Origin of the sequence: Myxococcus sp. AB025B (genome assembly GCF_006518215.1) — a bacterium.
In the GTDB taxonomy this organism is placed as follows: Bacteria; Myxococcota; Myxococcia; order Myxococcales; family Myxococcaceae; genus Myxococcus; species Myxococcus fulvus.
This window is the reverse complement of record NZ_SRLW01000057.1, coordinates 1-26,060: the sequence shown is the minus strand read 5'-3', so window position 1 is coordinate 26,060 and position 26,060 is coordinate 1. Positions and strand designations below refer to the sequence as shown.

Below are 26,060 nucleotides of genomic sequence, written 5' to 3'. Positions count from 1 at the left end.
GTCGATGATTCCCGAGGACATCGACCTGCGGCAGTTGACGGCGGACCTGAAGTCCAAGCTCGGCCCCGGAGAGCCCGTGGGCTACCTGCGCGGCAAGTCGCTCATGCGCGACCTGCTCGTGGACCTGAAGGGGTACTCGCAACAGGAGGCCGAGGAGCTCATCGACACGCTCGAGCTCCAGGGCTTCCTCCGCTTCCTGGGCGACACCTCCGAGCGCTCCGTCGCGGATGCCCAGTGGGACATCACCCCGCACGCCTGAGCGCGGGGGGCGCGGCCCCTCACTGGAACGTCAGCCACCCGAAGCGCGGCAGCGCGTGGAAGTCACCGACGAAGAGCGGTGAGAAGGCCTGGCCTTCCACCGTCTTCCGGCCGTGGTGCTCCAGCCGATAGAGATTGAAGCGCCACTTGTCCCCAGGTTGCGGCGGCACCCGGGGGACCTCCGCGAGCTTCGCGAAGGGGATGCGCATCTCCACGGACCAGCCCTCGTCCTTGTCGGAGGCGTCATCCAGCGTGCCGCGCACCTTCACGGCGGACGTCAGCCCCGAGTCCCATGACAGGTCCATGCCCTGCCGACGCGCGGGGAAGTACGCGTCGAACTGGACGTTGTGCGGTGACACCTGCAGCTCGTTGTACGTGCGCCCGTCCGCGTTGGCGTCGAGGAAGATCTCCACCACCTCCTGCTCGTAGATGGGGTCGTCGCGCTTGCGCAGCGTGCCCCAGACGTCCGGGTCCTCGCAGTCGAAGGCCACGTACAGGTACGCGTCGTCGTAGGCCAGGCGCGCCTCGGTGCGCAGCCGCACCGCGCGCCCGTCGAAGCTGCCCTTCAGCACCACCGGCGTCGCCGTCTTCCAGACCGCATCATCGAGCACGCCGTCCAGCTTGGGCGCCGTCCCGGCCCGGCGCACGACGTACTCGGGGAGCGCCGGCGCGGCGCCGCCGAGCTGGGGCCCGAGCATCCGGTTCGCGCCGTCCTGGGCGGAGGTGTCATCCACGGCCAGCCGCTCGTCGCCGCGCCAGAAGCCCAGCATGACCCGCGCGGGGGCGTTGGGCATGGGCACGACGTGGACATCCTCGATGACCTTGCCCACCGGCCACGTGGCCAACGGCGCGGCGCCATCCTGGATTTCGTGGTCCGCGTTGACGACCATGCCGCCGCTCGCCACGTCCACCACGTGGACGAAGAAGCCGTAGCCCTGGGGCGGCTGCGCGCGCGCCTGGAAGTAGTGCGAGAGCTGGACCTGCTGCCCCGGGGCGGCGTTCGCGGGCGTCACCTTCGAGCCCAGGTACACCACCGAGCCGCCGGCGAACGTCGTGCCCGCGCGGAAGGTCAGGTCCGAGGGCGCGGCGTCCAGGATGCGGGCGCGGGCAGGCTCCGGCAGACGCTGCGTGCGCGGCTTGGGGCCCGCCTGTTCATCGCGGCACGCGGCCACGGAACACGAGAGGGTCAGGAAGAGGACGATGGATGAAGTGCGCATCGGCGGCGGCCATCCTAGCGGCCTTCCCGCGGCGAGGTGGGTTCCATCGCGCCTGCGTTCGACCCGGGCGGCCCTCCGCTCACCTGCCCGCCCGCGCGTCCCACGTCCCATTCGCGCGCGACAGGGCCATCTTGCTTCCGGAGGTCTCGCCCATGTCGCGACGTCGAGTGCTCATCCCCGCCGTCCTGCTGCTCATGGCGGCCCCCTCCCTGGCCGCGTCGCCCGCCGCGCCCCAGGCCAGCGGTTCCGCGTGGGTGGACAAGCAGCCCCTGGCGTCATGGAACGTGTCGGGGGCCACGCTGCCCAAGGCGCCTCGTGGCGATGGCCAGTCCCTGCGCACGGGCCCCTGCGCGAAGCTCGCGCGCAAGCCCACCACCGCGTCGGACCGGGCCGTGGTGAAGGCGGGCTGGACGCTGCTGGGCGCGCTGCAGGTCTACGACACGACGGAGGTCATCACCGCCGCGGCCGAGGGGGACGGCCAGTGCCGCGCCATGGGCTACCAGGTGTTCGTCTTCGTCGACGGCCGCTTCGCGGGCACATTGTCTCCGGAGCCCATGTCGGACCGGTTCGACGGAGCGCTCGGGGACGTGCGGCTGGTGGACGCGAAGAGCCTGTCGGGCGCGGTGCGCCGCTACTCGGACGAGGATCCGCTGTGCTGCCCCTCCCGACAGGCCTCCGTCGACTACGAAATCCGGCCCGGACCCAAGGGGCCCGTGGTGACGGCGACCTCGGCCACCACACAGCCGACGTCCTCGCCGTGACAGGACCTGGAGGCCCCGCATGAGCACGTCATCCCCGGCTCCCCACGAGTTCCACAAGGAGCTCGCCGACGCCATCCTCCACCTGCGTCCCGCGCGCGAGCGCAGGCGTGAGTACATGGTGGAGCTGCTCGCCACCGTGCTGCTCGCGCTCGCCACCGTCGGCTCCGCGTGGAGCGCGTACCAGGCCACCCGCTGGAGCGGCGAGCAGTCCTACGAATACAGCAAGGCGAACGCGCTGCGCTCCGAAGCCGTCCGCGCCGCCAACGAGATGGCGCTGCTCGTCGAGGTGGACACGAGCACCTTCGGGAACTGGGCCGCCGCGTGGAGCGACGGCGACGAGAAGCGGGCGCGGTTCTTCGAGCAACGCTTCCGCGAGGAGTTCCGCCCCGCCTTCGAGGCGTGGCGCGCGGAGGGACTCGCGCAAGGCGTCGCGCCGCCGGACACACCCTTCACGCGGCCCGAATACTACCCGGCGCCTCGCGAGCGCAGCCGGCTGCTGAACGAAGAGGCGTCAGCGACCTTCGACAAGGCGCGGCAGGCCACCCAGAACGGCGACAACTTCACCTTCTGCGTCGTGCTCTTCGCCTCCGTCCTCTTCTTCGCGGGCGTGGCCACGAAGCTCGACCACCCGTCGCTGAAGCTCTCGCTGCTCGCCCTGGGTGTGGTGATGATGGTGGCCGCGAGCGCGTACATGTTCTCGCTCCCACAGAACATCGGCTTCCGACTCCGGTAAGGCGGAGTTCGGGGCCCGCGACGGCGGCCCGGACACGCGGGCCCGGCGCGGATTACGAAGGGACATGAGCCCCTTCCTGACAGCCACGTGGCGCTACCTCGTGATGCTCAACTACGAGGTGGACCCGAAGGTGCTCGCGCCGCTCGTCCCCCGAGGCACGGAGCTGGACACGTGGCGGGGCAAGGCCTTCGCCAGCATGGTGGGCTTCCGCTTCCTCGACACGCGCGTGCGCGGGCTCGCGGTGCCCTTCCATCGCGACTTCGACGAGGTCAACCTCCGCTACTACGTGCGCCACCGTGGACCCGAGGGATGGCGACGGGGCGTGGCCTTCGTGCGGGAGCTCGTCCCCCGGTGGGCCATCGCGACGGTGGCGCGCGTCGTCTACAACGAGCCGTACGTGGCGCTGCCCATGCGGCACCTCGTGGAGATGGACGGCGCCGAGCAGGGCGCACCGGGCCGCCTGGAGTACGGCTGGAAGCACGAGGGCCGCTGGCATCGACTCGCGGCGCGCACGCGGGGCGCTCCCCTGCCCAGCGCTCCGGATTCGCAGGAGGAGTTCATCACCGAGCACTACTGGGGCTACACACCCCAGCGCGACGGAGGCAGCGCGGAGTACCGCGTGGAGCACCCGCGCTGGTCCGTGTGGCGCGCCGAGGACACCGTCTTCGAGTGCGACGTGGCGAAGCTGTACGGCGAGCGCTTCGTGCCCTTCCTGCGGGGCACGCCCGCCTCCGCGTTCGTCGCGGATGGCTCCGCGGTGGCCGTCCATCCTGGCGCGCGCGTGTCGGAAGTGGACACTTCACTCGACCCGGCCGCCTGAGCCGTCTCGCGGCGAGGACGGGCCGGGCCAGCGTCCGGGACGCACCCAAGCGCCAAGCACGCGAATCCCCGTGCGCCAGGGCGGTCCACCCGTTGCTCCAGCCCCGGGCCATGCGCTTCGAATTCCAGCACCTGGGCACCACCACGCCCTTCGAATTGCCCGAGGGCCATCACCTGCTGGGCGGCGGTCCCGAGGACCATGTCCGCCTGGAGGCCCTGCCGCCCCACCTCTTGTCCCTGCACATCGAGGGGCAGCGGCTCATGGTGGAGGCGACCCGGACCTTCGACGTCAACGGGGTGCTCGTGCCTCCGGGCGTGTCCAGGCTGGTGCTCCCCGGCGAGGTCGTGGGACTGCCCGACACGATGCGCCTGAGTGTCCTCCCGGAGACACCCGAGCAGCGCGCCCAGGGCACCGTCGCCGTGCTCAAGGGGCTGCTCACGGGCCTGGACGCGGCCCCTTCCCGCGCGGCCACCCTCACCTGCCTGACGGGGCTGGACGTGGGCCGGATGCACGCGCTCGCGGACGCCCGCACGGACCTCGGTCGAGGACAGGAGGCCACGCTGCGCCTTCGCGACAGGTCCGTGTCCCGCAACCACGCGCGCATCCACCACGAAGAAGGTGGGTTCGTCCTGGAGGACCTGGGCAGTCCCAACGGCGTCTACGTCAACGGGGAGCGCGTCCAGGAGCCCGTGACGCTGTGCGATGGCGACGTGCTGGAGCTGGGGCGCACGCTGCTGCGCTTCCAGGCGGCCCTGGACGAGGCGCCCGCGGAGCCGGCCGCCCCGGAATCCCCCGAGCAGAGCCTCTCGGACACCGGGCCGGCGCAGACGGCGCCTCCTCGGCGGAAGGCTCGCGCGGAGTGGTGGTTCATCGGGCTGGGAGGCACCGCGGCGCTGGCGGGACTGCTCGTCACCTACCTCCTGACGACGACCTAGCGCGTCAACCCGGCAGCGGCGCCAACCCCGCGCGTTCGACGAGAATCCGGGCGAGCTTCTGGTGATGCAGGAAGAAGCTGGTGAAGTGGACGAATCCCCACTGTCCCCGGATGGCGTAGACGGTGACGGGGCCCGGCAGCACGTCCACGTTGCGGATGTCCGAGAACGCGAAGCGCCGGGTGCGCACCATGCCCCGGTAGGTGATGCCCCGGGCGTCCACGACGATGAGCGTGCGCGCGTAGTACGCGAGCGAGACGCCGAAGAAGAGGATGAAGAAGCCCGCTGAGAGGAAGGTCTTCAGCGGCACCCCTTCGAACTTGAAGAGGTAGAGCAGCACCGCCACCCAGAGCAGACCCGCCGCCGCCATCGCAGCCGAGAGGCTACGACGAGGGCGAAAGACCTGCCGTCCGTTCATCTCCGCGTCGCGCCCGGTCATACCTCCAAATTAATGCTTGGGGCTGACAGGATCCACCTGCCCCCCGGCCCGCCTGGCCGCCGGTCAACGCAGCTTCACGGCCTTCTGTCGAGATTCCTCCTGGAGCTGGGGACGGACGTCCGCGGCCGACGAGGCGGCATAGCGCTCGTAGAGCCCCCGTGCCTCCGCGTTGCGCCCCAGGGCGCGGTAGGACTCGGCCAACCCGTACAGGGGGGACGCCGCCTGGGGCTCCAGCTCCATCGCGAACTGATAGTCCGCCGCGGCCTCCGCGTAGCGCCGCAGGCCGATGTTGGCGCTGCCGCGCGCGGTGTAGGCCACCGCGAGCATGGGCTCCAGTTGGATGGCCTGGGTCAGGTGCGTCAGCGCCGTGGCGAAGTCGCGCGAGCCGATGCGCTGCACGCCCTGCTCATAGGCCCTCCGGGCCTGCGCCCGTGTCGTCTCCGCGACAGGTCCGGAGCCCGGAGCCTGTCCCGCCGCCTGCGGCGACGCGCCCGACTGCGCCATCTTCGTCCGCGCCCGCGCGATGTTGTCCTGCGCGCTCTGACGGATGGCCGCGTCCTTCGTGAGCTGGATGGCGGACTCCCACTTCTCCACCGCCTGCCCGTAGTAGCCGAGCACCGCCAACGCGTTGCCCAGCTTGAACAAGGCCTCCACATGGCCCTCGTCCGCGTGCGACGCATCCAGGAACGCGAAGGCCGCCTCGCGGTAGCGGCGCTCCTTCATCAGCGCGTCGCCGTCCCGGATGCGCGCCGCCGCCAGCGCGGGGTTCGGCGTGCGCGCCTGCGCGACCTCGGCCGAGGGCTTCGACGGGAAGGGCACCGGCTCCTGCGCCGAGGGCGTCCCGGCGGGCGAGGCCACGGCGGTGCCAGGGGGCGTCCCCTTCTCGCGCAGGTCCGCGCCGTCGGCCGTCGCCACCGAGGGAGGTGTCACTGGCGTGGCGCCCGGGGTGCTCATCGTCGTCGGCGCCTCGGCGACGCGCGGGAGCGGCTTCGGGGACTCGGGCGAGGCGCCGAGGGGGCTCGTCGGAGGCGTCGCCTCGGCGACGCGCGGGAGCGGCTTCGGGGACTCGGGCGAGGCGCCGAGGGTGCTCGTCGGAGGCGTCGCCGCGACGCCGCGCGGGAGCGACTTCGGGGACCCGGGCGGCAGGGGCGAGGCGCCGAGCGACTTCAGGTAGCCGCGCGCCTTCTGGACCCAGATCTGCTCCGAGGGCCGGTTCTCACGGGCGATGTAGCCCTGATACGCGGCGATGGCCTGGGGCTTGTCGCCGAGCTGGCGGTGGCTCTCCGCGAGGCCGTAGTAGCCGTCCGCGTCGTCCGGCTCGAGCTCGACATAACGCCCGTAGGCGCGGGCGGCGGTGGCGGCGTCCCCGGCCTTGCGCGCGGCATAGCCCAGGTTGAAGTACGCCATCTTGTGGAGCGGGTCCGCCTGCGTGGCCTCGCCGAAGCGCGCGATGGCGTCCTTCAGCTTGCCCTGGCGGAAGGCCACGCTGCCCAGGCCGTTGAGCGCGGGGGCATAGCCCGGAGTGGCGGCCAGCGCTTCGCGGTATGCGGCGGCCGCTTCGTCCAGACGGCCGGCGCCCAGGGCGGACTCGCCGCGAGCAAAGGCGGCCCGGGCGGGCTCGGAGGGCTCCGCGGCACCGAGCAGCAGCACCGCGGACAGGACGACGACGGACTTGCGCACCAGGTGCATGACGTCCCCCAAGGGGTTGCACCGGTTGCCGTAGCAGAAACCGGGGACGACGTCACGATGCGCCCACACCCCCGGTGGGAGTTTCTCCGAGGGTGTGGCCCGTCTCAGCTGCGGAAGGGGTTCTGCAGCAGCACCGTCTCGCCGCGGTCGGCGCCCACGGAGACGCACACCACGGGCACGCCGCTGACCTCTTCCACGCGGCGCACGTAGCGCTTCGCGTTCTCCGGCAGCTCGTCGAAGCTGCGCACGCCGGCGAGGTTCTCCTCCCAGCCGGGCAGCGTCTCGTAGATGGGCTTGACGCGCGCCAGGTCCTCGTAGTCACCGGGCAGCTCGGTGATCTTCTCGCCGTCCAGGTCGTACGCGTTGCAGATCTGCAGCGACTTCAGGCCGCTGAGCACGTCGAGCTTGGTGAGCGCCATGCCCCACAGGCCGTTGACGCGCGCCGCGTAGCGCAGCACCACGCCGTCCAGCCAGCCGCAGCGGCGGGGGCGACCGGTGGTGGCGCCGAACTCGTCACCCACCTTGCGCAGCTGGTCGCCGATGGCGTCGCTGAGCTCCGTGGGGAACGGACCGCCGCCGACGCGCGTGGTGTAGGCCTTGCTGATGCCCATCACCTTGTCGATGGCCGTCGGGCCCAGGCCCGAGCCCACCGCGGCGTTGCCCGCCACGCAGTTGGACGACGTCACGAAGGGATAGGTGCCGTGGTCCACGTCGAGCAGCGTGCCCTGCGCGCCCTCGAAGAGGATGCGCGCGCCGCGGCGCACCTGGCCGGCGAGGTACAGCGAGGCGTCGTGCACGTAGGGCTTGAGCCGCTCACCCAGCCCGGAGAACTCCGCGAGCACCTGGGGCACCTCGAGCTGGGGCACCGGCACGCCCGCCTTGCCGCACAGCTCCCGGAGCTCGTCGAGGGCCTGGGGCAGCCGCTCCTCGATGCGCTTGCGCAGGCGCTCGGGGTTGAGCAAGTCCCGCATGCGGATGCCCCGGCGCGCCACCTTGTCCTCATAGGACGGGCCGATACCGCGGCCGGTGGTGCCGATGGCGCTGCCACCGCGGGCCTTCTCGCGGAAGCTGTCCAGCAGCTTGTGCCACGGGAAGATGACGTGGGAATTGTCGGAGATGATGAGCTGCAAGTCCTCCTTGAGGAAGCCGCGCGCCTTGAGCGCGTCGATCTCCCCCACGAGCACCGCCGGGTCCACCACCACTCCGTTGCCAATGACACACGTCTTGCCCTGGTGGAGGATGCCCGAGGGAATCAGGTGCAGGACCGTCTTCTGGCCCCCCACCACGAGCGTATGCCCCGCGTTGTTGCCGCCCTGGAAGCGGACGACCAACTGGGCATGCTCGGTGAGCAGGTCCACGACCTTGCCCTTACCTTCATCTCCCCACTGCGCTCCGATGACGACGACGTTCGGCATGGTGCCCGCCGCTTAGCACGCGGGAGGGGCCGGGTGACAGTGTTCCGAGAAGCCACAATGCAGGGCCTGGCAGGTCGCCCTCTCTCGTCCCACCCAGGCGCCACGCACCTCCCCCCGTGCCAGCGCCCGCGTCGCGTCCGCGAGCCGCCTGGCGGCCTCCTCGGGGCGCGCCGAGTCCACCCGCCACTCGGGCTCCGGCCGCTCCTCCCTCAGGAAGACGACGCCCACACGCACGGGGACGCCCGCTCGCACCATCCGTCGCGCCGCCAGCTCCAGCGCGTCCAGCTCGTGGGCATACGCGGCCGCTCCCAACGGATGCCGTCCGCCCGACTTGTAGGTCACCACCACCGCCTCGCCGCGAGGTGACTCCCAGAGGACATCCATCTCACCCTCCAGGGAGATGCCCTCGTCCACCGCCAGGGTGAAGGCCAGGCCCCGGTGCACGCCGCGCGGTGGGGACTCCGCCAGCATCCGGGCGAAGTCAGTGGCGAGCCAGCGCTCCGCCGTGCCCAGGACCGCCTCCATGCCCGGGTCCTCCGCCAACGCGCCCGCCTCGCGCAGCAAGACCTCCAGGTGCGCGCGGCGCTCCGTGACGTCCACGTCACGGGCCGAGCACAGTCGCAAATCAGAGGTGCTCAGCAGATGGCGCACCAGCTCCGCGGGGCTGCGTTCAGGGAGCCAGCCGTCCGGCTCGACGACGAGCGGGGTCTCTCGCGGCGCCACCTCCCATGGCCACGGCGCGCCGCGCAGTCCCAGGCGGTGCACGTAGTGGAAGCGACGTGGACAGGTGATGAAGTCCTGCACGGCGCTCACGGGCGCGCAGAGGGACGCCGCGGACTCGGACAGGTCCAGCGTGCCGCCGCGCACGCGCAGCAACGCGGCCTCGACACGGGCCTCCGCGCGCGCCAGCGCCTCGGGCCCCGGCGGCTCCGGGTCCCTGGGTGGAGGCAGCTCGTCCACGTCCACGTCCGTGACGAGCTCGCGCGTGGTGACGTCCTCCAGCCGGGCATCGACGAGGTGCCACCACGAATCCTTGCCCGCGCGCGGCTCCTCGCCTCCGGAGAGCACCAGCAAGTCCCTGGCGCGGGTGAGGGCCACGTAGAGCAGGCGGCGATACTCGGCGTCCTCGCGGGCCTTCAGCTCCTGGCGCACCGCCTCGAAGCGATTGGACGTGTAACCGTCCAGCGAGTCCGGCACCCAGGGGCGCAGGGCGATGCCGTGCGAGCGCTCGAAGTGCGCGCGGGCGGAGGTGCTCCTGCGTCGACCGCCCATGCCGGGCACGACGACGATGGGCCACTCCAGGCCCTTGGCGCGGTGGATGGTGAGCAGTTGCACCGCGCGCGGATCTCCCGCGTCGAGCAGGTCCGCCTGCGCTTCGTTCGGCGAGGACTCGGCCAGCATGCGCAGCTCGCGGGCGAAGGCCACGCACCCGCCCGAGCCGCGCTCGTCGCGACGCGAGGCCAGCGCGAGCAGCTTCTCCACGTTGGCGCTCGCCTGCTCCGCATAGGGAGAACCCGCGAGCGCCTCGCGGTAGCCCGTCAGGTCCAGCGCGGTGAGCAACAGCTCCCTCACGCCCAACCTGTCCCGCTCCCGGCACAGCGCGGGCAAGGCCTCCAGGAAGGTCCTCAGGCGCTGTCGCTCGCGCTCCGGCAGGGTGGCGAGCACCTCGTCGTCCGTCAGTCGAGGTGACGCCAGTGACAGCGGCTGCTCCCCGGCGAGCAGGAACAAGGTCGCGTCCGACAGTCCCACCAGCGGCGAGCGCAGCACGGCGGCGAAGGCGAGCGCGTCCTCCGTGTCCGCCAGCAGCGCCAGCAGCGAGGCCAGGTCGAGCACCTCCTGCGCGCCGTAGAACCCTCGTCCACGCAGCACCCGATGAGGCACACCGTGGCGGATGAGCGCCTGCCGGTACACCTCCAGGTGCGTGAAGGTCCGGAAGAGCATCGCCACGTCGCCACCGCGCGCGGGACGTGAGCCCTCTCCATCCTCGCGAGCCACCGTGGGGAGCGCACCGGGCGCGAGCAGGATGCGCAGCCTCCGCGCGGTGCAGTCCGCGTCCAGCCACCGCAGGTCTCCGGCGGTCTCCTGCTCCTCCAGGTGGAGTCGCTCCACCACGGGGGCCTCGGTGAGCGAGGCGCGCACGGGCGACAGGTCGTCCTCCTCGGGGACGTAGACGACCTCGAACGGACGGGGCGCGTGTGCATCCGCCGCCACCAGCACCCCGGCGAAGGCGTGGTTGAAGAAGGACAACAGCCCTGGCACCGAGCGGCGGTTGTGCTGGAGGAAGCCGCGGGTGCCGCCCTCCTCCTCCACCTTCTTCGACAGCAGCGTGAAGACGGAGACGTCCGCGCCACGGAACTCGTAGATGGACTGCTTGCGATCTCCCACCGCGCAGAGGAACGCGGGCTCCAGCGGCAGCGCGGACGGCAGGTCCATCTCCGGCGTCAGCTCGCGAGGCCCACCCTCGCGCTTCTCCGCGAGCAGCAGCACCAGCTCCAACTGGAGCCGGTTGGTGTCCTGGAACTCGTCCACCAGGAGCGCGCCCACGCGCTCCTGCACCTGCCGACGAAACTCGGCATGGTCTCGCAGCAGGTCGCGCGCCTTGACGAGCAGCGAGGTGAAGTCGAATACGTTGCGGCGGGCGAACTCCGCGTCGTGCCGGGTCTCCACGCGCCCCAGCAGCTCGCGGAAGGTCTCCTCGAAGGGCGCGGTGTGCCACGCGGCCCACGCATCGACGAGCATGCGCACCGAGCCGTCCGTCTTGCCCTTGTAGATGCGCCAGTACAGCTCGCGCACCGGCCCCGCGGCGCCCTTGCTGAGCCGCGCGATGTTGCGCGTGTCCGTCGCGAAGCAGGCGCGCAGCCACGGGTAGCGGTCTCCCTTCTGGAAGTTCTCCGCCGTCATCCCGTTGAGCGCCTTCTCCAGCGCGCCCACCAACTGGCTCCACTCGCCCTTGGCGTCCAGCGCTCGCACTTCCATGCACAGGCGCAGGCATTCCTTCAGTGCGTCGTCGAACTCCTCGCGGGCCTGCGCCACGTCGGCCACCGCCGCGGAGGCCGCGCGCAGCCCCTCCTCGCGCAGCTTGCCGTAGACCGACACCAGCGCGGCGACCAGACCATCGGAGAACCCGGAGCCGGAGAACCCCAGCTCCTGACACAGCTCACGCACCCGCGCGTCACCCGCCTCCAGCGAGTCCAACACCACGCGCTCGCACACGTCCTGCACCAGACTGGACGCCTCGAGTTCGTCGAGCACCTCGAAGCTCGGGTCGATGCCCACCGCCGGTGGCGCGCGTCGCAGCAACTGACCGCAGAGCGAGTGGAACGTGCCCACCGTGGCCGCGCCCATCTCCTCGCGCAGCTGGCGCCACGCCTCGGGCAACGGGAACGGGCGGTCCAGCCGGGAGAGCGAGGCGCGCAGCTCCACCTCCTGGTCCAGCTTCGCCTCGCCCTGCGCCAGCCCGTCCAGACGCATCCTCAGGCGCGCGCGCATCTCCGCCGCGGCCTTGTCGGTGAAGGTCAGCATGCACAGCCGCGCGGGGCGCAAGGGGCCCCCCGCCTCGCGCGCGCCCGCGAGCAGGTGCAGCGTCATCGTCACCAGGCTGTACGTCTTGCCCGCGCCGGCGCCCGCCATGAGCGCCAGGTTGCGCTCCAGCGCGAGGATGGAAGGGGCCGTGCTCAACTCCCCTCCTCCGTCATCCGCCGCTCGGTGATGCGGCACACGGCGCGGAAGCCGCAGGAGCCACAGTCCTGGGGCCGCGCGGCGAACTGGCCCTCGCGCAGCGTGCGCACCAGCGACTCCACGGCGTTGGGCAGGTTGCGCCCGCCTTCCTTCTCCGCCACCTTCGCGCGCACCTCGGGGTCCGTGGACAACAGCTCGTCCAGCTCCTGCGCGGGGACCACCTCCGACAGGTGGATGGTGTTGCCCGTGCGCAGCGAGAACCACGCGGCCTGGCTCGCGTTCTGGTGGCCGCTCTCGCGCGCGGCGAAGAGGTACAGCGGCAGCTGGAAGTCGGACGTGAGCAGCCGCTTCTTCAGCTCGTTCTTGTCCAGGCGCCCGGACTTGTAGTCGATGACCCCCACCTCCGAGCCGGACACGTCGAGCCGGTCGATCTTCCCCTCGAAGACGATGGCGTCACCGTCGATGGGCAACATGACGTGGCGCCACCGGTCGTCCTCGGCGGCGGGGCCGAACTGGAGCTCGAAGCCCTCCGGCACCATCCGCTCGAAGGGCAGCCCGCGCCGCTCATCCACCAGGATTCGACGCGCCATCGCCCGCGCGCGCTCGTGCGCCAGCTTCCACAGCGCGGGGTGCCCCACGTGGTGGAACTTCTCGAAGTGCGCCACCGCGGACTGGAGCGCGGAGTCCAGCACCTCCTCGGGGATCTCCTCCGGAGCCTTGCCAAGCAGTTGGTGCTGCTTGAGCGATTGGAAGACCTCCTCCACGACGCGGTGCCAGAAGGTGCCGCGCCCGCGCGCGTCGAACTCCTCGCCCGGGCGGTCCGGCTCCGTCACCTTCAGGCCGTACGTGAGGAAGCCCTGGAAGCCGCAGTTGCCGAAGCGCGCGAGCGCGGACGCGGACAGGGGCCGCGTCAGGTCGAAGCGGAAGGCCTCGCGCAACGACGCGCGCATCGTGTTGGCATCCACCGAGCCCGTGTACTTCCCGGGCTTCATCTTCGGGTCTCCGAAGAAGTACAGCCGCTCCACCTCGACCAAGGACAGCTCGCGCGCACCCGAGTACCAGGCCTCGCGGTCGAAGTGGCGCTTGAGCAGCGGCGCCGCGGCGTCCGGCTCGGTGACGCGCAGCTTCGGATACGACAGGACCTCGAGCGCCACGCAGCGTCGCAGCTCCGACTCGGTGAGCACCTCGTCCAACGGAGGAATGGGCGGCAACGAGCGCGGCGTCCACTTCAGCGCGGTGAGCCGGCGCACCTCCTCCAGGAACGAGGACGGAACCTGCTCCTGTCCGCCCGCCCCCTCCACCGCGAAGGACAGGCTCAGCGTCTCCTCCGCAGCGGCGAGCGCGCTGGCGAACAACAGGCGGTCCTCGGTGAGCCGCCACGCCGCGCGGTCCTCGAACTCGCCACCGGTCAGTCGGAACACGTCACGGCCCAGGTGCTGATTGAGCGCCGAGCGCTCCGCGTCCGCGAGCAACGGCGAGGGCACATCCCGACCCGGGAAGCGTCCCTCGGTGAGCCCCGCGATGAAGAGATGACGGAAGGAGCGTCCAGGCACCTCCGCCGCCTCCAGCACCTCCACCGCCGCGCCCCGGGGGCCTCGCGCGGGCAGGTATGCCTCCGACATCGCGTCGCGCAGCCATCGACCGAACGTGCGCCGACGCAGCACCGGGCCACCGCCCACCGCCTTCATCGTCCGCAGCAGTCCCTGGACGCGCTGCCGCAGCGCCTCGCGCGCGGCCTCGTCTCGCGACCGCGCATCCAGCGCCCGCTCCGCCAACCCACCTTCCGCGCGCGACTCCAAGGGCCCCTCGGAGTCCATCAACCCCAACTGCTCCACCACGTGCCACCACGCGGCCAACTGTTCAGCAACGGGCGCCTTCTCGGGAATGCGCCGGCAGGCATTCAGCAACAGGCCGCAGCGCTCGCGCAGCACCCGCACCGACTGGATGCGCGCGCTGCCGTCCTTCTTCTGTGCACCCTGGAGCGCCTGGAGCCGGCGCGCGAGTCCCTCGAGGCGCACGTCGTACGCACCCCGTCCTCGCAGCGCGCCCAGGCGGTCGTCCCGCACGGCGGCCAGCGCGAAGAGGCTCGCGGGTGATTCTGGACCTCCGCGCGACAGGATGTGCGCGTAGCGACTGCCCACCAGCTCCGCCACGCGCTCGGCGGGGAAGCCATCCTCCACCAGCAGCGGCAGGTCCAACGCCAGACGCACCGGCCCGGCCAAAGAGAGCGGCTCGCCCCAGGGCAGTCGCACCGGCACTCCCAGCTCACCGAGCGACTCGGCGAGCCAGCCCGCCTCCGCCCCCAGCTCACGGTATGCAATCGCGATGTCCGACGGCGCGGCCCCTTCCGCGATGAGCCGGCGCACGTCCCTGGCCACCAGGCGCGCCTCCTCGCGCGCCGTGGCCGCGCTCCACACGCGAGGCTGGGTCTTCGCGTCCTCGAGCACATTGCGCGGCGCCCGGGGCGAGAAGGCGAAGCGCCCCAGGTCGATGAACGGCCGGGACTCGAAGGTGACGTCCGCCTTGAAGAGGTCCACGTGCGGCATGGACTCACCACGGTTCTCGAAGGCGCGGAACAGCGAGGCCAGGGCCGCGTCCGCGACCGGCGAGCCGCCCACCGGCGTCTCCACCCGGAGCGTCACGCGTCGCGACTCACACGCCGCCGCCAATGCCAGCAGGAGCTCCAGGCCGGACGGGCGCACGTCGTAGACCCCGTGCAAAACCAGCGTCCCCACGCCATCCCAGCTCACCGGCCACGCGCCCCGGCCCAGCGCCTCGCGCGCCCCGCGCAGCACGTCCTCGCGGTCCGCGAGCCCCAGCTCCGCCAGCTTCTGCTCGTACAGGTGATACAGCCGGGCGAGCACCCGCACGTGCTTCTGCCGCTCGGGCGGGAGGACCTCCACCGCGTCCTGGAGCTCCCGTGGCGACAGGCGCCCGGCCTTCAGGTCCAGCACCACCTCCAGCCCCGCGCGCGCGAAGGCCGGCTCCCGGACGTACTCGCCGAAGTGCGTGTTGCCCAACTGCGGCCCCAGCGAGGACATCACCGCGCGCGCCAGCACCGCCGGGCACGGACGCCGGTTCAGCTCGCGAGCCCCACCCAGCGCGACGAGGAGTTCCTCCCAGGTGAGCAGATCCCGCCCCACCGCCACCCCCCGGGCGTTCCCTTCCGCGCGCAACGCGGCCTGACGCCGGCCGGCGTCGGGGAACACATGGAGGGTACGGACGGGACGGGCCATGGATGCGTGGAGTCTAGAACGACCGGACGGGTCGCTTTCATGCTCGATTCCTCACTCCGCGCCCAGTGTGTTCGTGAGCCCGCCTGCCTGCCCACCTGTTTCCCACGGTTGGCCCGCGAACCGGACCTCCATGACCGGCTTACCCAGAAGCCCTGGAGCTTCCGGGCGTCCCTTCCGCCCTGGAGCAGGACGCCTCAGAAGGTGTGCGCCAGCTCGAGCTGCGAGAGTGCTGGGTAGGTGAAGCCCTCGCCCAGGAAGAAGCGATCGCACAGGCCCTCGGGGACGATGGCGCTCACCGCCAGGGACTTCCCGGGGTGCGCGGCGGCCAGGGCCCGCAGCAGCCTCCGCCCGGCGCCCTTTCCTCGGGCCGCGGGCTCCACCACCAGCGAGCGCAGGCCGAGCGTGGGCGCGGCGACATCCGCCACCACCACGAAGGCGGGACCGAGTCGGAAGGCCTTCGCCGGGGACGACAAGCCCATCAGCGTCGCCGCGTCGAGCTGCCATGGCAGGCCCGCCGGCAGGAGCTTCGCACACTCGCGCGGGTCCACTTCCTCCAGCGCTCCGGGCTCTGGCGTCGGCGTCCCCGTGAAGCCCACCAGTCGCCGCATGCGTCGGAAGCCCAGGCGCTCGTAGAGCTTCACCGCGGGCGCGTTCTGCTCGATGACCTCGAGCACCATCCGCGCATCTCCGCGCGCTCGTGCGGAGTCCAGCAAGGGACGCAGCATCCCGCCGCCCAGGCCCTGCCCTCTTCGGCTGGGAACGATGCCCATGCCCGCGACCCGGCTGACGTTGCCCCGTCGCGCCATCAGCACGAGCCCCACCGCCTCACCCCCCACGCGAGCGACCCGGCTCTCCGTCAACGAGATGTGCTCGCTTCGCACGCGCGCATCGAAGGCTTGCGGCGCATCGGGCACCGGGACGAAGTAGCCCTCGAAGGCGCGCGCGAACAGCGTGGACAGCGACAGGAAGGACCCCTCGGACGCGGGAACGAGGTCCATGGCAATCGGCTCCGAGGTCTGAGGCTCGCGATTCATTCCACGCCACGCTGCCGCAGCGACACCCCGCCGGCAACCCCTTGCTTCCGCGCCCGACGGGGCCTCTTTGCTCCCGAGCGCTCCCAGGGTTCACCCGCCAGTCGCTCCGCGAGGAAGTCGACGAACACACGCGCCTTGGGCGCCACCAGTCTGCTGGGAGGATGCACGGCGAACAGGCCCACCTCCGGCAGGGCCCAGTCCTCCAGCACCCGGATGAGCCGGCCCGTCCGCAGGTCCTCATCCACCAGGAACGTGGCGAGCGCCGAGACACCACAACCGCCGAGCGCGGCCAGCCGCAGCGCCTCCGCGTTGTCCGTGCGCAAGACGGGATGGATGCGCACGGTGGTCCGCTCGACGCCACGCACCAGGCTCCACGTCTCTCCGTCCTGGAAATGGGAGAACTGGAGACACGGATGCGACGCGAGGTCACCGGGCTGGGCCAGCGCCTCGCGGCCCCTCGGGTAGCGCGGAGCCGCCACCAGGAATCGACGAATCGTCGCCAGGCGCCGAGCCACGAGGCTCGAGTCCGGCAGCGCGCCAATCCGAATGGCCACATCGAACTCCTCCTCGACGAGGTTGACGTAGCGGTCCTGGAAGGAGAGCTCCAACGTGATGCGCGGATAGCGGCGCATGAAGTCCGGAACGAGCGGCGCGATCTGGCGCTGCCCGAAGAGATTGGGCACGGCCACGCGCAGACGCCCTCTCGGCGCTCCTCCGAAGCCGGACACCAGGGCATCCGCCTCTTCGAGGCGCTGGAGGACATCCGTACATCGCTCCAGATACAAGGCGCCCGCCTCCGTGAGGGAGACCCGGCGCGTCGTGCGTCTCAACAACGCGGCGCCGAGCGCGGCCTCCAACCGAGCGGCCCGGCAGCGAGGCGTGGGAGACGTGGGTGATGGATCCACGCTTCAGCGCTCGCGGCCCCGGGATGAGCGCGGTGGGGCCAGCGGGAATCGCGCTCGCGCCCGATGGAAGCACGCTCGTCATCAACACCTTCGGCCCAGGTCGTCTCTTCGTGATTCGTCCTGGAACCAGGGGACAGGGTCCGAGCGTCCGTGAAGTCTCGCTGCCGCGCCGCCTGGAGAATCCGGACGGCATGCGCTTCGCGCCAGACGGACGCCTGCTGCTCGTCGAGGGCGCGACACGGAGCGGCGACGGGCGGCTCGTCCGTATCGACGTCCTGGGCAAGTCCCGGGGCGCGAAGGTCCTGGAGGTGCTCGCATCGGGGATGGAGTCCCCGGTGAATCTCACCGTGTCCGACGAGGGAACGGTCTGGGTCACCGAAGCGAGACTCCGTGACCGCATCCTTCGAGGTCCGGAGGCCGCATTGCCCCAGGTCTTCTGGGTCGCCTCGCTGCCCCTTCCCCGCTGACACCCGCCTCCACGGACGTGACGTCCGTGGAGGCGGAGACGGTCCGCGTTACGACTCGGTGGTCAGCGAGAAGGTGATGCGGATGCCGCCCAGCAGGTACTCCTCGCCATCGGAGACCTGACGGCGCGCGATGCGCGTGTTGTCGAACCAGGTGCCGTTCGAGGACTTGAGGTCCTCGATGAAGACCTCATCGCCGTCGCGCAACACCACCGCGTGCTCGCGCGATACTCGGGCCGACTTCACCATCAGGTCCGCGCTGGGGCCACGGCCGATGATGAACCGCTCGCGTGCGATGAGCACCGGCTCGCCATCGTCGAGCTTCACGTGCACCTTCAGCTCCGGCGGAGCCTGCACGATGATGGTCTTGTCCGGCTTGCCCGCTGGCGCCTTCGGCTCTGGCTTCGCCTCCGTCACCAGGTCGGAAGAGTCTTCGTCCAAGAACGCTGGCTCGGCGGAAGCTGCCGCTGACTTGCCCCCGGAGGGCTTGCCCACCGCGGCCTTGCCCGCGACCGCACTGGCTGGGGTTGCCTTGCCTACCGCCGGCTTCGCGTCCTCGTCCGAGTCATTCGAATCGTCGTCCGCGTCCGAATCGTCGTCGCCGGACTCCTTCTCGTCCGCGTCGCCATCCGAGTCCTCATCGGAATCGTCGTCAGAGTCCTTCTCGTCCGAGTCCTCGTCGGAATCGTCATCCGAGTCCTCATCGGAATCGTCGTCAGAGTCCTTCGCATCCGAGTCCTCATCGGAATCGTCGTCAGAGTCCTCGTCATCGTCCGAGTCCTCGTCGGAATCGTCGTCCGAGTCCTCGTCATCGTCCGAGTCCTCGTCATCGTCCGCGTCCTCTTCGGGCTTCGCGTCGACGGGCTCGACCAGACGGTCGACGTCACCCACGATGTCTCGGACGCGCGCGGCGACAGCTTCGCGCAGTTCGGCCTCGTCGACCGTGGGCTCCTTCTCCGTGGCGGGCTCGTCCTCGGAGTCCTCGGAACCCTCCGCTTCCTCGTCGTCGGAGTCCTTGGCGCTTCCGGCGGCCTTCGCCTCGGCACCCTCCGCGTCGTCAGACCCGGGAGTTCCTTCGTGCTCCCCGGTCTTGGACTCTTCTTCGTCGGTGTCCGCGAGCGCGACGGCCGGAGGCGGCTGCACTGCCACCGTCTGGTCCACGGCGCGCACTACTTCGCGAACACGCTCGGCGACCACTTCGGACTCGGCGCCCTTCGGAGCCTCTACTTCAGCGGACTCATTGGCCACGTCCGCGACCTTCGCGGAGGCAGGTGCCTTCATCGGAGGCACCGTCGCGGGAGGTGTGGCCACCGGCTCCGCTGCAGCTGGAGCAGCCGTCACCGCGGGCGCCGCGGGCACTGAGACGGGGGCGCTGACCGCGGGCGTCGCCACGGGCGCCTGCGCGACGACCGCTGGCACAGGCGCGGCCACCACGGCCGGCGCGCTGCCCGTCTCGGTGAGGCTCACCTGCGTGGGCTGGATGAACCCGAACTGCCGCGCGAGCGAGAAGACCGCCTGATTGACGAGGACATCACGGTCCACGCCCATCTCGCGGCTCATCGTCTCCAGCGCCTTCCACAGCGGGTCGGCGATCTCGACCTGTCGAGGCGTGCGGTTCATGGCTCAGCTCCCCCTCAGGTTGTCCTGCCAGGGTGAAACGTTGTGGCTGTCCGTCAGCCAATAGAACATCGCCTGCATCTCCGAGTAGTGCAGCTCCACCATGCCCAGGAGGTTCGGGTGAAGGGCATCGATGTCCATGCCCGCGAACTCGAAGCCCGCGGCGCCCGACGCCTGCGCGCCACGACCGCCCGTCACCTTCCGGTCCCTCACGCGCCAGTGCCGCTGGCTCGACATGCCCGCCGCCTGTCCGAAGTTCGCCGGGGACGCCACCTTCTTCGGCAGCACCACCTTCGACTCACCACAGGCCCACAACAGCCACGTGAGCGCGTTCCAGTCTCCACGGGCCCGCTGGATGACGTCCGGCAGGCCCAGGCCCGCCACGGACACCGTCTCGTCGATGGAGACCGAGTCCTCGCCGATCTCCACCTCCTCCTCCACCAGCTCCACCGGCCCGTCCGGCAGCAGCGCCGACACGTCCGGCGGCATCCACGCGAGCACGGCGCCAGGCTTGAAACGACGCTGGAGCTCCGCGCGGATGAGCTGCAGTCGCGTGGCGTACTTCTGGACCACGCGCACGATGGACCCCAGCGTCTGCGCCGGCTTCTCCGGCAGGTCCTCGTACGTCGAAACCGGCGTCTCCCTCGCCGGCCAGAAGTCGAACACCGGGTACAAGCCTCGCGCGTACGTCCCCAGGAACGCGGCCGTCCCCGGCTCCGTCTTCGCCAGGTCCTCGGCGTCCTTCAGCGCGTGCGCGTCCATCCCCATGTTCAGCAGGATGAGGCCCCGCGTGAACAGGAACGCCTTGCGCTCGGGCGCGAACAGCAGCGCCGCGTTGACGAAGTCCAGCGCCGCGCGAGGCCGGTCCATCTGGTCCAGCCGCACCGCGTGGGCCCGCAGCAATATGCCCGCGTCGCCGCCGCGCACCATCGTCTCCGCCAACGCCGCGCAGGAGCCCGCCGCGTTCTCCAGCACCTCCGCCGCCGTGCCCTTCGCGTTCTGCGGCGTCCTCGGCAGCGACACGCGCTCCATCAGCTCCAGGAACGGCGCCACCTGCTGGTCGGTCGCCATCGCGCGCGCCAGCGCCAGCAGCGCCTCACGGTGCTTGCGCGCCGCCACACACGTGGCCGCGTACTCACGCCAGGCCTCCGCGCTCCGGGGCAGATTGGAGAAGACCGGCGACGCCGACAGCTCATCCTCCTCCTGCGCGACGCCCAGGTCCCGCGTCAACACCACCTTCCGGTCCGCGTCCAGCAGCTTCCACGTCCCACAGGCCAGGTCCCGGTCGTACTGCCCCTCGTCGAAGCTCACCCGCGGGTCCAGGTACTCGTCCTTCGCCAGCGAGCGGTAGACCCCCTGGCGCTGGCCCTCGACGAACTCGCCCTCCCACAGGAGCTGCCCGTCCTGGACCCAGAAGCGCGCGAGCCCGTGGCGCTCGCCGTCGGAGTTCAGCTCGACGTGCGACCACTGGTTCAGGTCCTCGCGCAGCTCCGCCTCCAGCGGGATTCCCGCGGGGCGGTCGGGGTACGGCTCGCCGGTGGACGGCACCACGCGGCGGTCCTGGCCGTCGTAGTGCGTCACGCCGGTGACGCGGCCGTGCTCGTACATCATCACCGTCTTGCGAACGAGCGTGGAGACGCCGTTCTCGTGCATGCGCTCCGTGGTGAACTTCTCGGACGCGTACCAGGTGCGCGGCCCGTGAAGCTCCCCCTTCACGAAGTCGCCGTCCTGGGAGACCTCACCGCTCTCGTGGAAGCGCTTGAAGGGGCCGTGGGGCTTGTCGTTCTCGAAGCTGCACTCGTTGCAGAGCGTGCCGTCCGCGCGCCAGTACTTGTAGGGCCCCTGCTTGCGACCCTTGGGGTCCGTGGCGCCGTACACCCATTCGCTGTCGCCCTCGTCCCACGTCGCCTCGGGGTGCACGCCGGGCGGGACGATGCCCTGCTCGGTCAGCTTCTTGTTCTCCTCGGCCTGCTTCGCGTAGGCGACGTCCAGCGTCTTGAGCGACTTGACCAGCGCGTCCAGCCGGCCCGGCGACATGGCCCCACTGGAGCGGTGCACCACCGTGCCATCCTTGAACGCCATCAGCGTGGGGATGGACTGGATCTGGAACCGGCCCGACAGGTCCTGCTGCGCCTCGGTGTCCACCTTGCCGAACACGACGTCCGGGTGCTTCTCCGCGGTGGCGGCATAGGTCGGCGCGAAGTTGCGGCACGGGCCACACCACTCCGCCCAGAAGTCCACCAGGACCAACCCTGGCTTGCCAGTCATCTGTTCGAAGGTCTCGGCCGTCAGGTCGACGGGGTGCGTACTCACGATGATGCCTCGGATGCGAATGGGAGTCGGACGCTTGTAGTCAAACCCTTCGCGCCGCGCCAGCGTCGCCCTATGCTGCGCGCCGTGCGCCCGTCCTTTCCCATTCTCGCACTCACTGCGATCCTCGCGCTCCTTCCACTCACTCCGGCCCTGGCCCAGCCCGCGGAGGACGCTCCCCGTCTGCACGAGCTGGAGTTCGACTGGGCTCGCGACGGCGTCATCACCGGCTCGGCCGCCGTGCTCTGGATTTCGAGCGAGGCGCTCTTCAAGAGCGACCTGGCGCCCGCGACGTGCCGCTGGTGCGACCGGGCGCCGGACGGGACGGACCGACTCAACAAACTGGACCGCTGGGGTCGGGGGCTCGCGGGGAACACGGAGGCGTCGCGGCACCGCGCGGGGCACTGGAGCAACATCATCGGCTTCGGCTTGCTGCCCGCCGGGGTCATGGGTCTGCAGTACGCGGTGGGACGAGGCTCGGACAGCCCGAACCGGTTCTTCGCGCAGGACGCGACCATCATCCTGGAGAGCGCCATGCTGGCGACGCTCGCGAACCAGACGGTGAAGTTCCTGGTCGGCCGCGAGCGCCCCTTCGTCCACGTGCTGCCCGAGGACCAGAAGCGCCTCACCGACCAGCCCAGCGACAACAACCTGTCCTTCTACAGCGGGCACACCAACCTGGCCTTCTCGCTGGTGGTGTCCGCGGGCACGGTGGCCGCGCTGCGCGGCTACGAGAACCAGGCGTGGATCTGGGCCGTGGGCCTGCCGCTCGCCACCTCCGTGGGACTGCTGCGCATGGGCGCCGACAAGCACTACCTCACCGACGTGGCCACGGGCGCCGTGATGGGCGCGGCCTTCGGCGTCGCGGTGCCCCTGCTGTTGCATGGCCGGACTGGCGGCGTGGAGTCCAGCGCCGCGCGTCGCTCCCCGACCGCCGCCCGGCTGATGCCCGTCGCCGGCGCGCGCATGGCTGGCTTCTCGGGCGTGTTCTGAGGCCCGCCATCCGCGGACGTCCCGGGCAGGCGTGGCGCGCGGGCGTGCTGGCGCTGGTGCTCGTCGCCGGCTGCAACTCCGCGAGCCGCTTCGCGCCCAGCTACCTGCTCGTGCCGCCCCAGCCCTTCATCACCGCGCCGCCCATCTGGGGCCCGGTGGAGGCGGGGCATTGGAGCGTCGGGATGCGCGTGCAGGCCATTGCCGCCACGCCGGAGGACCCCTCGGCGCTCCAGCTCACGGTCTGGTACCCGACGCGGGAGAGCGACGCGGCGACGCGCCTGCACTACCGCGACTACGTGGGCCTCATGGGCTTCGAGTCCGAACCCGAGACGCCTCGCGACGAGGCGCGCGCCACCCAGGCCGTCACCCTCTACGAGCAGCAGCTCATCGACCTGGGCGTGCCCGAGGAGAGCACCGCCGCGTGGCTCGACACGCCCATGACGGCCACGCCCCACGCACCGCCCGCGCCGGGACGCTTCCCGCTCGTGCTGGTGGCGCAGGGCCGTCACCACTCCGCCCACCATCAGGCCGTGCTGGCCGAGTACCTGGCGAGCCACGGCTACGTGGTGGCCACCACGCCCTCGCCCACTCGCGCAGAGCCGCCCGGGCCGCTCGTCGACGTGCTCGCCACCGCGAGACGGCAGGCGCGGGAGCTGGAGCGCGCGCTGCGCGTGCTCCGCGCGGATGCGCGTATCGACACCTCGCGCGTCGCCGTCATCGGACACAGCCTGGGTGCTCGCGCGGCCTTCCTGTTCGCGCTCGCGCATCCCGAGGCGGGCGCGCTGGTGAGCCTGGATGGGGGCATCGGGACCCGGCGCGGCAAGGGGTGGTTGAAGGGCCTGCCGGACTTCCAGCCGGAGCGGGTCCAGGTCCCCTTGCTGCACCTGTTCCAGGAGGACGACGCCGTGGTGGTGCCCGACTTCGAGCTGCTCGAGTCACTGCGCGGCGCGCATCGGTGGATGGTTCGAATCCCCGGCATGCGCCACGTGGGCTTCACCAGCGTGGGCGCCGCCGCCACGCTGGCGCCGGGGGTGGTGTCGGCGGAGACGGCGAAGGCGGTGGCCCGGGGCTGGGCCACGACGGCGGGCGTGACGCGCAGGTTCCTGGACGCCAACGTGCGACGCAGGCTCGTGCGGCCCACCGCGCCGCCGCCGTCCGCCAGCGCCCTGCTCCCACCGGACACGGACGCGCTGCTCGAGCACTGGGAGCCCGGCCAGCCCTGAGCCGCGCTACATCACGCCCGCGGGAGCGTCGTCGCCGTCGTGCCCTCCCTCCACGACGGGCAGCCGGGACAAATCCCAGCGGCGCCCTGGTTCCCAGGCGACGGCGCCGGACACACCCCAGCCGACGCGCACGACCTCTCGGCCCTCGTATTCCAGCCAGAAGACGGACTCCTCGGGGCGCGTGGCCTGGTCCAGGCAGGCGATGCGCGTCGCGGGGCGGCCCGCGCCCTCCAGCGTCACCGCGAAGGCCTTGTGCGAGTGTCCACACAAGAGCCACTTCGGCTGCACCGTGTCCACCAGGCGGCGCGTCACGCCATTGCCAATCCAGTACGAGGGCAAGGGCCGGGGCGGCGAGGGGTTCTCCTCGCGCGCGCGCTGGACGATGCCCCGGGGCCACTCGTGCACGAGCATCAGGTCCACGTCCCTGAGCGACATCACCCGCTCCACCTCCGCGGTGCGGAAGTAGCCCGCCTGCTTCATCAGGTCCTGCGTGACGGGGCGCTTCAAGGGCTGGTCGATGAAGCGCGGCGCGTGGATGCCGGACAGGAAGCCCACGCGCAGCCCCTCGAGCTCGCGCACGCCGGCGCGGCCCAGGTAGGTGACGCCCGGCGCCAGCTCGCCTCCGTCCTGGAAGTCGTGCAGCGCCTCGAAGTCCTCGTTGTTGCCGCCGATGAAGTAGAGGGGGCGCTTCACGCGGCGGACTCCATCCGCGTACTCGGCGAACTCGGCGGGCATGGTCCGCTTGGCGGCCTTGCGGCGATGGTCATCCGCGCGGCGGAACGCCTCCACGTCCCCCACCGCGAGCACCATCGACACCGGCCGACCACGCGACTGCTCCAGCGCGTCCAACCACGTCTCCACGCGGTGGAAGCGACCGTGGACGTCACCCAGGGCGGCAACCAGGAGGGGCTCCGGCATCACCCCGGAAGGCTGCACCCGCGCACCCACCCTGTCGAGTCATCCGTGCCCCATGGGACCGAGGGCTGACAGAAAACCCACACTTCGGCTCGTACGCGGAGGACGGGAGGGACGGGCGCCGGACGCAATCTCAATCACAATCATCTACTTCATACATGCGGTCTCGAAGAGAGACGCAGCCTGGCGGATTAGTGGCTCATTGTTCCCGACGATTTCTCCAACCCCCTGGAGTTAGAGGGATTTCCGTCCGGGGTATTTCTTTGGGGGGCGAAGAGGAACTGCATCCGGACACGAAACAATTATTCGCATCTTATCGACAAATCATTCAAACCCTCTCACCGAGCACGCGATGACCCTCCGCTCTCTCCTCCAGTCCAAGCTCGCACGTTCCGTGCGTCAGCCGTCCTCCGAGCCGGCGCCGCGCCGCCCTGCCGCTTCGGGCCCTCCCGGGAATGCACCGTCACGAGCCCGTCCGGATTCCTTCGATGCGCAGGGCCCTGCTCCGAGGAAGGAGGTCCGTGACGAGCACCGGCAGCCCCCGTTGTGCGATGCGCGCCTGGAGGGCCGGCTCGAGGATGCGGCCGCCAAGCTCCGCGAGCACGCCCTGAAGAAGTCCCTCCAGGAAGCACGGCGCGACGGACGCCTCGATGAGGCCGGCGCGGCGCTCCGCGAGCGTGCCCTGTGCGAGGCCCTCACGGACGCGCGCCGCGATGGTCGTCTCGACGACGTCGGCTCGGCGCTCCGCGAGCGTGCCCTGCGCGAGGCCCTCACGGACGCGCGCCGCGATGGTCGCCTCGACGACGTCGGCTCGGCGCTCCGCGAGCACGCCCTGCGCGAGGCCCTCACGGACGCGCGCCGCGATGGTCGTCTCGACGACGTCAGCTCGGCGCTCCGCGAGCACGCCCTGCGCGAGGCCCTCACGGATGCGCGCCGCGACGGGCGTCTCGACGACGTCAGCTCGGCGCTCCGCGAGCACGCCCTGCGCGAGGCCCTCACGGACGCGCACCGCGACGGACAGTTGGAGAAGCTCGAGGACGCGCTGCGCATGCACGCCCTTCGCGAGCAGGGCGCTCGCGTCGGCGAGGTGCTCGAGGACCTCGTGCCCTCGTCCCCGCAGACCGCCGACACCACGAGCTGGCACGTCCAGCCCGGCGACACCGTGGGCGACATCGCGTGGAGCCTGATGCAGCAGGGCGTCCCCGGGCCCGTGGAGGAGATCGCGCGGCAGATCGTCCAGCTCAACGGCCTGGAGAACCCCGACCTCATCATCGCTGGCAGCACGCTCACCGTCCCCGCGCCCCCGTCCTCTCCCGGGACCGTGGCCCCCTCGTCCCCGGGCGCTCCCTCCTCCCCAGGAACCGCGGCCCCTTCGTCCCCAGGCGCTCCGTCCTCTCCCGGGACCGTGGCCCCCTCGACCC

The 26,060-nt window shown here is 71.2% G+C and carries 21 protein-coding genes; 9 read left to right on the top strand and 12 right to left on the bottom strand.

Annotation, left to right across the window (positions count from 1 at the left end):
- The first annotated feature begins 4 nt into the window (after positions 1 to 4).
- The gene (locus FL311_RS12210; RefSeq protein ID WP_141325209.1) at positions 5 to 259 is read left to right on the top strand and encodes a hypothetical protein; all 255 of its coding nucleotides are present in this window, start codon (positions 5 to 7) and stop codon (positions 257 to 259) included.
- Between the two features lie 19 nt (positions 260 to 278).
- On the opposite strand, the gene FL311_RS12205 is transcribed toward FL311_RS12210, so the two are convergent.
- On the bottom strand, positions 279 to 1,475 hold the full coding sequence (locus tag FL311_RS12205; protein WP_141325208.1) for a carbohydrate-binding family 9-like protein: 1,197 nt from the start codon (positions 1,473 to 1,475) through the stop codon (positions 279 to 281).
- A 152-nt stretch (positions 1,476 to 1,627) separates the two neighbouring features.
- On the opposite strand from FL311_RS12205, the gene FL311_RS12200 reads away from it, so the two are divergent.
- From FL311_RS12200 to FL311_RS12185, 4 genes are all read left to right on the top strand, one after another.
- Positions 1,628 to 2,236, top strand: coding sequence for an LppP/LprE family lipoprotein (locus tag FL311_RS12200; RefSeq protein WP_141325207.1), 609 nt, complete (start codon positions 1,628 to 1,630; stop codon positions 2,234 to 2,236).
- Positions 2,237 to 2,255: 19 nt separating this feature from the next.
- Entirely contained in the window at positions 2,256 to 2,969 is a 714-nt protein-coding gene (locus FL311_RS12195; RefSeq protein WP_141325206.1) for a hypothetical protein, read from the top strand.
- A gap of 64 nt (positions 2,970 to 3,033) precedes the next feature.
- Positions 3,034 to 3,789, top strand: coding sequence for a YqjF family protein (locus FL311_RS12190; RefSeq protein WP_141325205.1), 756 nt, complete (start codon positions 3,034 to 3,036; stop codon positions 3,787 to 3,789).
- 110 nt (positions 3,790 to 3,899) lie between these two features.
- A complete protein-coding gene (locus tag FL311_RS12185) occupies positions 3,900 to 4,724 on the top strand; it encodes an FHA domain-containing protein (protein ID WP_141325204.1) in 825 nt (274 codons plus the stop codon).
- 4 nt (positions 4,725 to 4,728) lie between these two features.
- Here the strand turns inward: FL311_RS12185 and FL311_RS12180 are convergent, their stop codons facing one another.
- The 7 genes from FL311_RS12180 to FL311_RS12150 form a co-directional block, all read right to left on the bottom strand.
- Positions 4,729 to 5,160, bottom strand: a complete 432-nt coding sequence (locus tag FL311_RS12180; RefSeq protein WP_141325203.1) for a PH domain-containing protein — start codon at positions 5,158 to 5,160, stop codon at positions 4,729 to 4,731.
- A gap of 63 nt (positions 5,161 to 5,223) precedes the next feature.
- On the bottom strand, positions 5,224 to 6,849 hold the full coding sequence (locus tag FL311_RS12175) for a tetratricopeptide repeat protein (protein WP_141325215.1): 1,626 nt from the start codon (positions 6,847 to 6,849) through the stop codon (positions 5,224 to 5,226).
- A 104-nt stretch (positions 6,850 to 6,953) separates the two neighbouring features.
- Complete coding sequence (locus FL311_RS12170; protein WP_141325202.1) at positions 6,954 to 8,264, bottom strand: adenylosuccinate synthase; 1,311 nt, start codon at positions 8,262 to 8,264, stop codon at positions 6,954 to 6,956.
- 12 nt (positions 8,265 to 8,276) lie between these two features.
- A complete protein-coding gene (locus tag FL311_RS12165; RefSeq protein WP_141325201.1) occupies positions 8,277 to 11,942 on the bottom strand; it encodes a UvrD-helicase domain-containing protein in 3,666 nt (1,221 codons plus the stop codon).
- Entirely contained in the window at positions 11,939 to 15,178 is a 3,240-nt protein-coding gene (locus FL311_RS12160) for a PD-(D/E)XK nuclease family protein (RefSeq protein ID WP_141325200.1), read from the bottom strand. Before FL311_RS12160 ends, FL311_RS12165 begins: the two co-directional genes overlap by 4 nt.
- A gap of 194 nt (positions 15,179 to 15,372) precedes the next feature.
- Complete coding sequence (locus FL311_RS12155; protein WP_141325199.1) at positions 15,373 to 16,176, bottom strand: GNAT family N-acetyltransferase; 804 nt, start codon at positions 16,174 to 16,176, stop codon at positions 15,373 to 15,375.
- A 32-nt stretch (positions 16,177 to 16,208) separates the two neighbouring features.
- On the bottom strand, positions 16,209 to 17,117 hold the full coding sequence (locus FL311_RS12150; protein WP_141325198.1) for a substrate binding domain-containing protein: 909 nt from the start codon (positions 17,115 to 17,117) through the stop codon (positions 16,209 to 16,211).
- Between FL311_RS12150 and FL311_RS12145 the strand changes: the two genes are divergently transcribed.
- Entirely contained in the window at positions 17,108 to 17,584 is a 477-nt protein-coding gene (locus tag FL311_RS12145) for a YncE family protein (protein WP_141325197.1), read from the top strand. The genes FL311_RS12150 and FL311_RS12145 overlap by 10 nt on opposite strands.
- A gap of 48 nt (positions 17,585 to 17,632) precedes the next feature.
- On the opposite strand, the gene FL311_RS12140 is transcribed toward FL311_RS12145, so the two are convergent.
- Both FL311_RS12140 and trxA read right to left on the bottom strand, forming a co-directional pair.
- Positions 17,633 to 19,201: an FHA domain-containing protein gene (locus tag FL311_RS12140; RefSeq protein WP_141325196.1), complete on the bottom strand. Its 1,569-nt coding sequence runs from the start codon at positions 19,199 to 19,201 to the stop codon at positions 17,633 to 17,635.
- Positions 19,202 to 19,204: 3 nt separating this feature from the next.
- A complete protein-coding gene (trxA, locus tag FL311_RS12135) occupies positions 19,205 to 21,511 on the bottom strand; it encodes a thioredoxin (RefSeq protein ID WP_141325195.1) in 2,307 nt (768 codons plus the stop codon).
- Between the two features lie 72 nt (positions 21,512 to 21,583).
- Here trxA and FL311_RS12130 point away from each other — a divergent pair, with 72 nt between their 5' ends.
- Complete coding sequence (locus tag FL311_RS12130; protein WP_141325194.1) at positions 21,584 to 22,501, top strand: phosphatase PAP2 family protein; 918 nt, start codon at positions 21,584 to 21,586, stop codon at positions 22,499 to 22,501.
- A gap of 44 nt (positions 22,502 to 22,545) precedes the next feature.
- Complete coding sequence (locus FL311_RS12125; protein ID WP_141325193.1) at positions 22,546 to 23,724, top strand: dienelactone hydrolase family protein; 1,179 nt, start codon at positions 22,546 to 22,548, stop codon at positions 23,722 to 23,724.
- A 6-nt stretch (positions 23,725 to 23,730) separates the two neighbouring features.
- Here FL311_RS12125 and FL311_RS12120 read toward each other — a convergent pair whose 3' ends face one another.
- On the bottom strand, positions 23,731 to 24,642 hold the full coding sequence (locus FL311_RS12120) for a metallophosphoesterase (RefSeq protein ID WP_141325192.1): 912 nt from the start codon (positions 24,640 to 24,642) through the stop codon (positions 23,731 to 23,733).
- A gap of 460 nt (positions 24,643 to 25,102) precedes the next feature.
- Entirely contained in the window at positions 25,103 to 25,693 is a 591-nt protein-coding gene (locus FL311_RS44045) for a hypothetical protein (protein WP_194869175.1), read from the bottom strand.
- On the opposite strand from FL311_RS44045, the gene FL311_RS46090 reads away from it, so the two are divergent.
- On the top strand, positions 25,688 to 26,060 hold a 373-nt coding region (locus FL311_RS46090; protein ID WP_194869174.1), incomplete at its 3' end, for a LysM domain-containing protein. The genes FL311_RS44045 and FL311_RS46090 overlap by 6 nt on opposite strands.

What these genes read in the sequence shown, in the direction of transcription:
- FL311_RS12145 (WP_141325197.1), top strand. Translation starts at nt 17,108, where the DNA reads ATGGATCCACGCTTCAGCGCTCGCGGCCCCGGGATGAGCGCGGTGGGG.
- FL311_RS12190 (WP_141325205.1), top strand. Translation starts at nt 3,034, where the DNA reads ATGAGCCCCTTCCTGACAGCCACGTGGCGCTACCTCGTGATGCTCAAC.
- FL311_RS12200 (WP_141325207.1), top strand. Translation starts at nt 1,628, where the DNA reads ATGTCGCGACGTCGAGTGCTCATCCCCGCCGTCCTGCTGCTCATGGCG.
- FL311_RS12195 (WP_141325206.1), top strand. Translation starts at nt 2,256, where the DNA reads ATGAGCACGTCATCCCCGGCTCCCCACGAGTTCCACAAGGAGCTCGCC.
- FL311_RS12185 (WP_141325204.1), top strand. Translation starts at nt 3,900, where the DNA reads ATGCGCTTCGAATTCCAGCACCTGGGCACCACCACGCCCTTCGAATTG.
- FL311_RS12205 (WP_141325208.1), bottom strand. Translation starts at nt 1,475, where the DNA reads ATGCGCACTTCATCCATCGTCCTCTTCCTGACCCTCTCGTGTTCCGTG.
- FL311_RS12130 (WP_141325194.1), top strand. Translation starts at nt 21,584, where the DNA reads ATGCTGCGCGCCGTGCGCCCGTCCTTTCCCATTCTCGCACTCACTGCG.
- FL311_RS12140 (WP_141325196.1), bottom strand. Translation starts at nt 19,201, where the DNA reads ATGAACCGCACGCCTCGACAGGTCGAGATCGCCGACCCGCTGTGGAAG.
- FL311_RS12155 (WP_141325199.1), bottom strand. Translation starts at nt 16,176, where the DNA reads ATGGACCTCGTTCCCGCGTCCGAGGGGTCCTTCCTGTCGCTGTCCACG.
- FL311_RS12210 (WP_141325209.1), top strand. Translation starts at nt 5, where the DNA reads ATGATTCCCGAGGACATCGACCTGCGGCAGTTGACGGCGGACCTGAAG.
- FL311_RS12180 (WP_141325203.1), bottom strand. Translation starts at nt 5,160, where the DNA reads ATGACCGGGCGCGACGCGGAGATGAACGGACGGCAGGTCTTTCGCCCT.
- FL311_RS12160 (WP_141325200.1), bottom strand. Translation starts at nt 15,178, where the DNA reads ATGGCCCGTCCCGTCCGTACCCTCCATGTGTTCCCCGACGCCGGCCGG.
- FL311_RS12170 (WP_141325202.1), bottom strand. Translation starts at nt 8,264, where the DNA reads ATGCCGAACGTCGTCGTCATCGGAGCGCAGTGGGGAGATGAAGGTAAG.
- FL311_RS12175 (WP_141325215.1), bottom strand. Translation starts at nt 6,849, where the DNA reads ATGCACCTGGTGCGCAAGTCCGTCGTCGTCCTGTCCGCGGTGCTGCTG.
- FL311_RS12120 (WP_141325192.1), bottom strand. Translation starts at nt 24,642, where the DNA reads ATGCCGGAGCCCCTCCTGGTTGCCGCCCTGGGTGACGTCCACGGTCGC.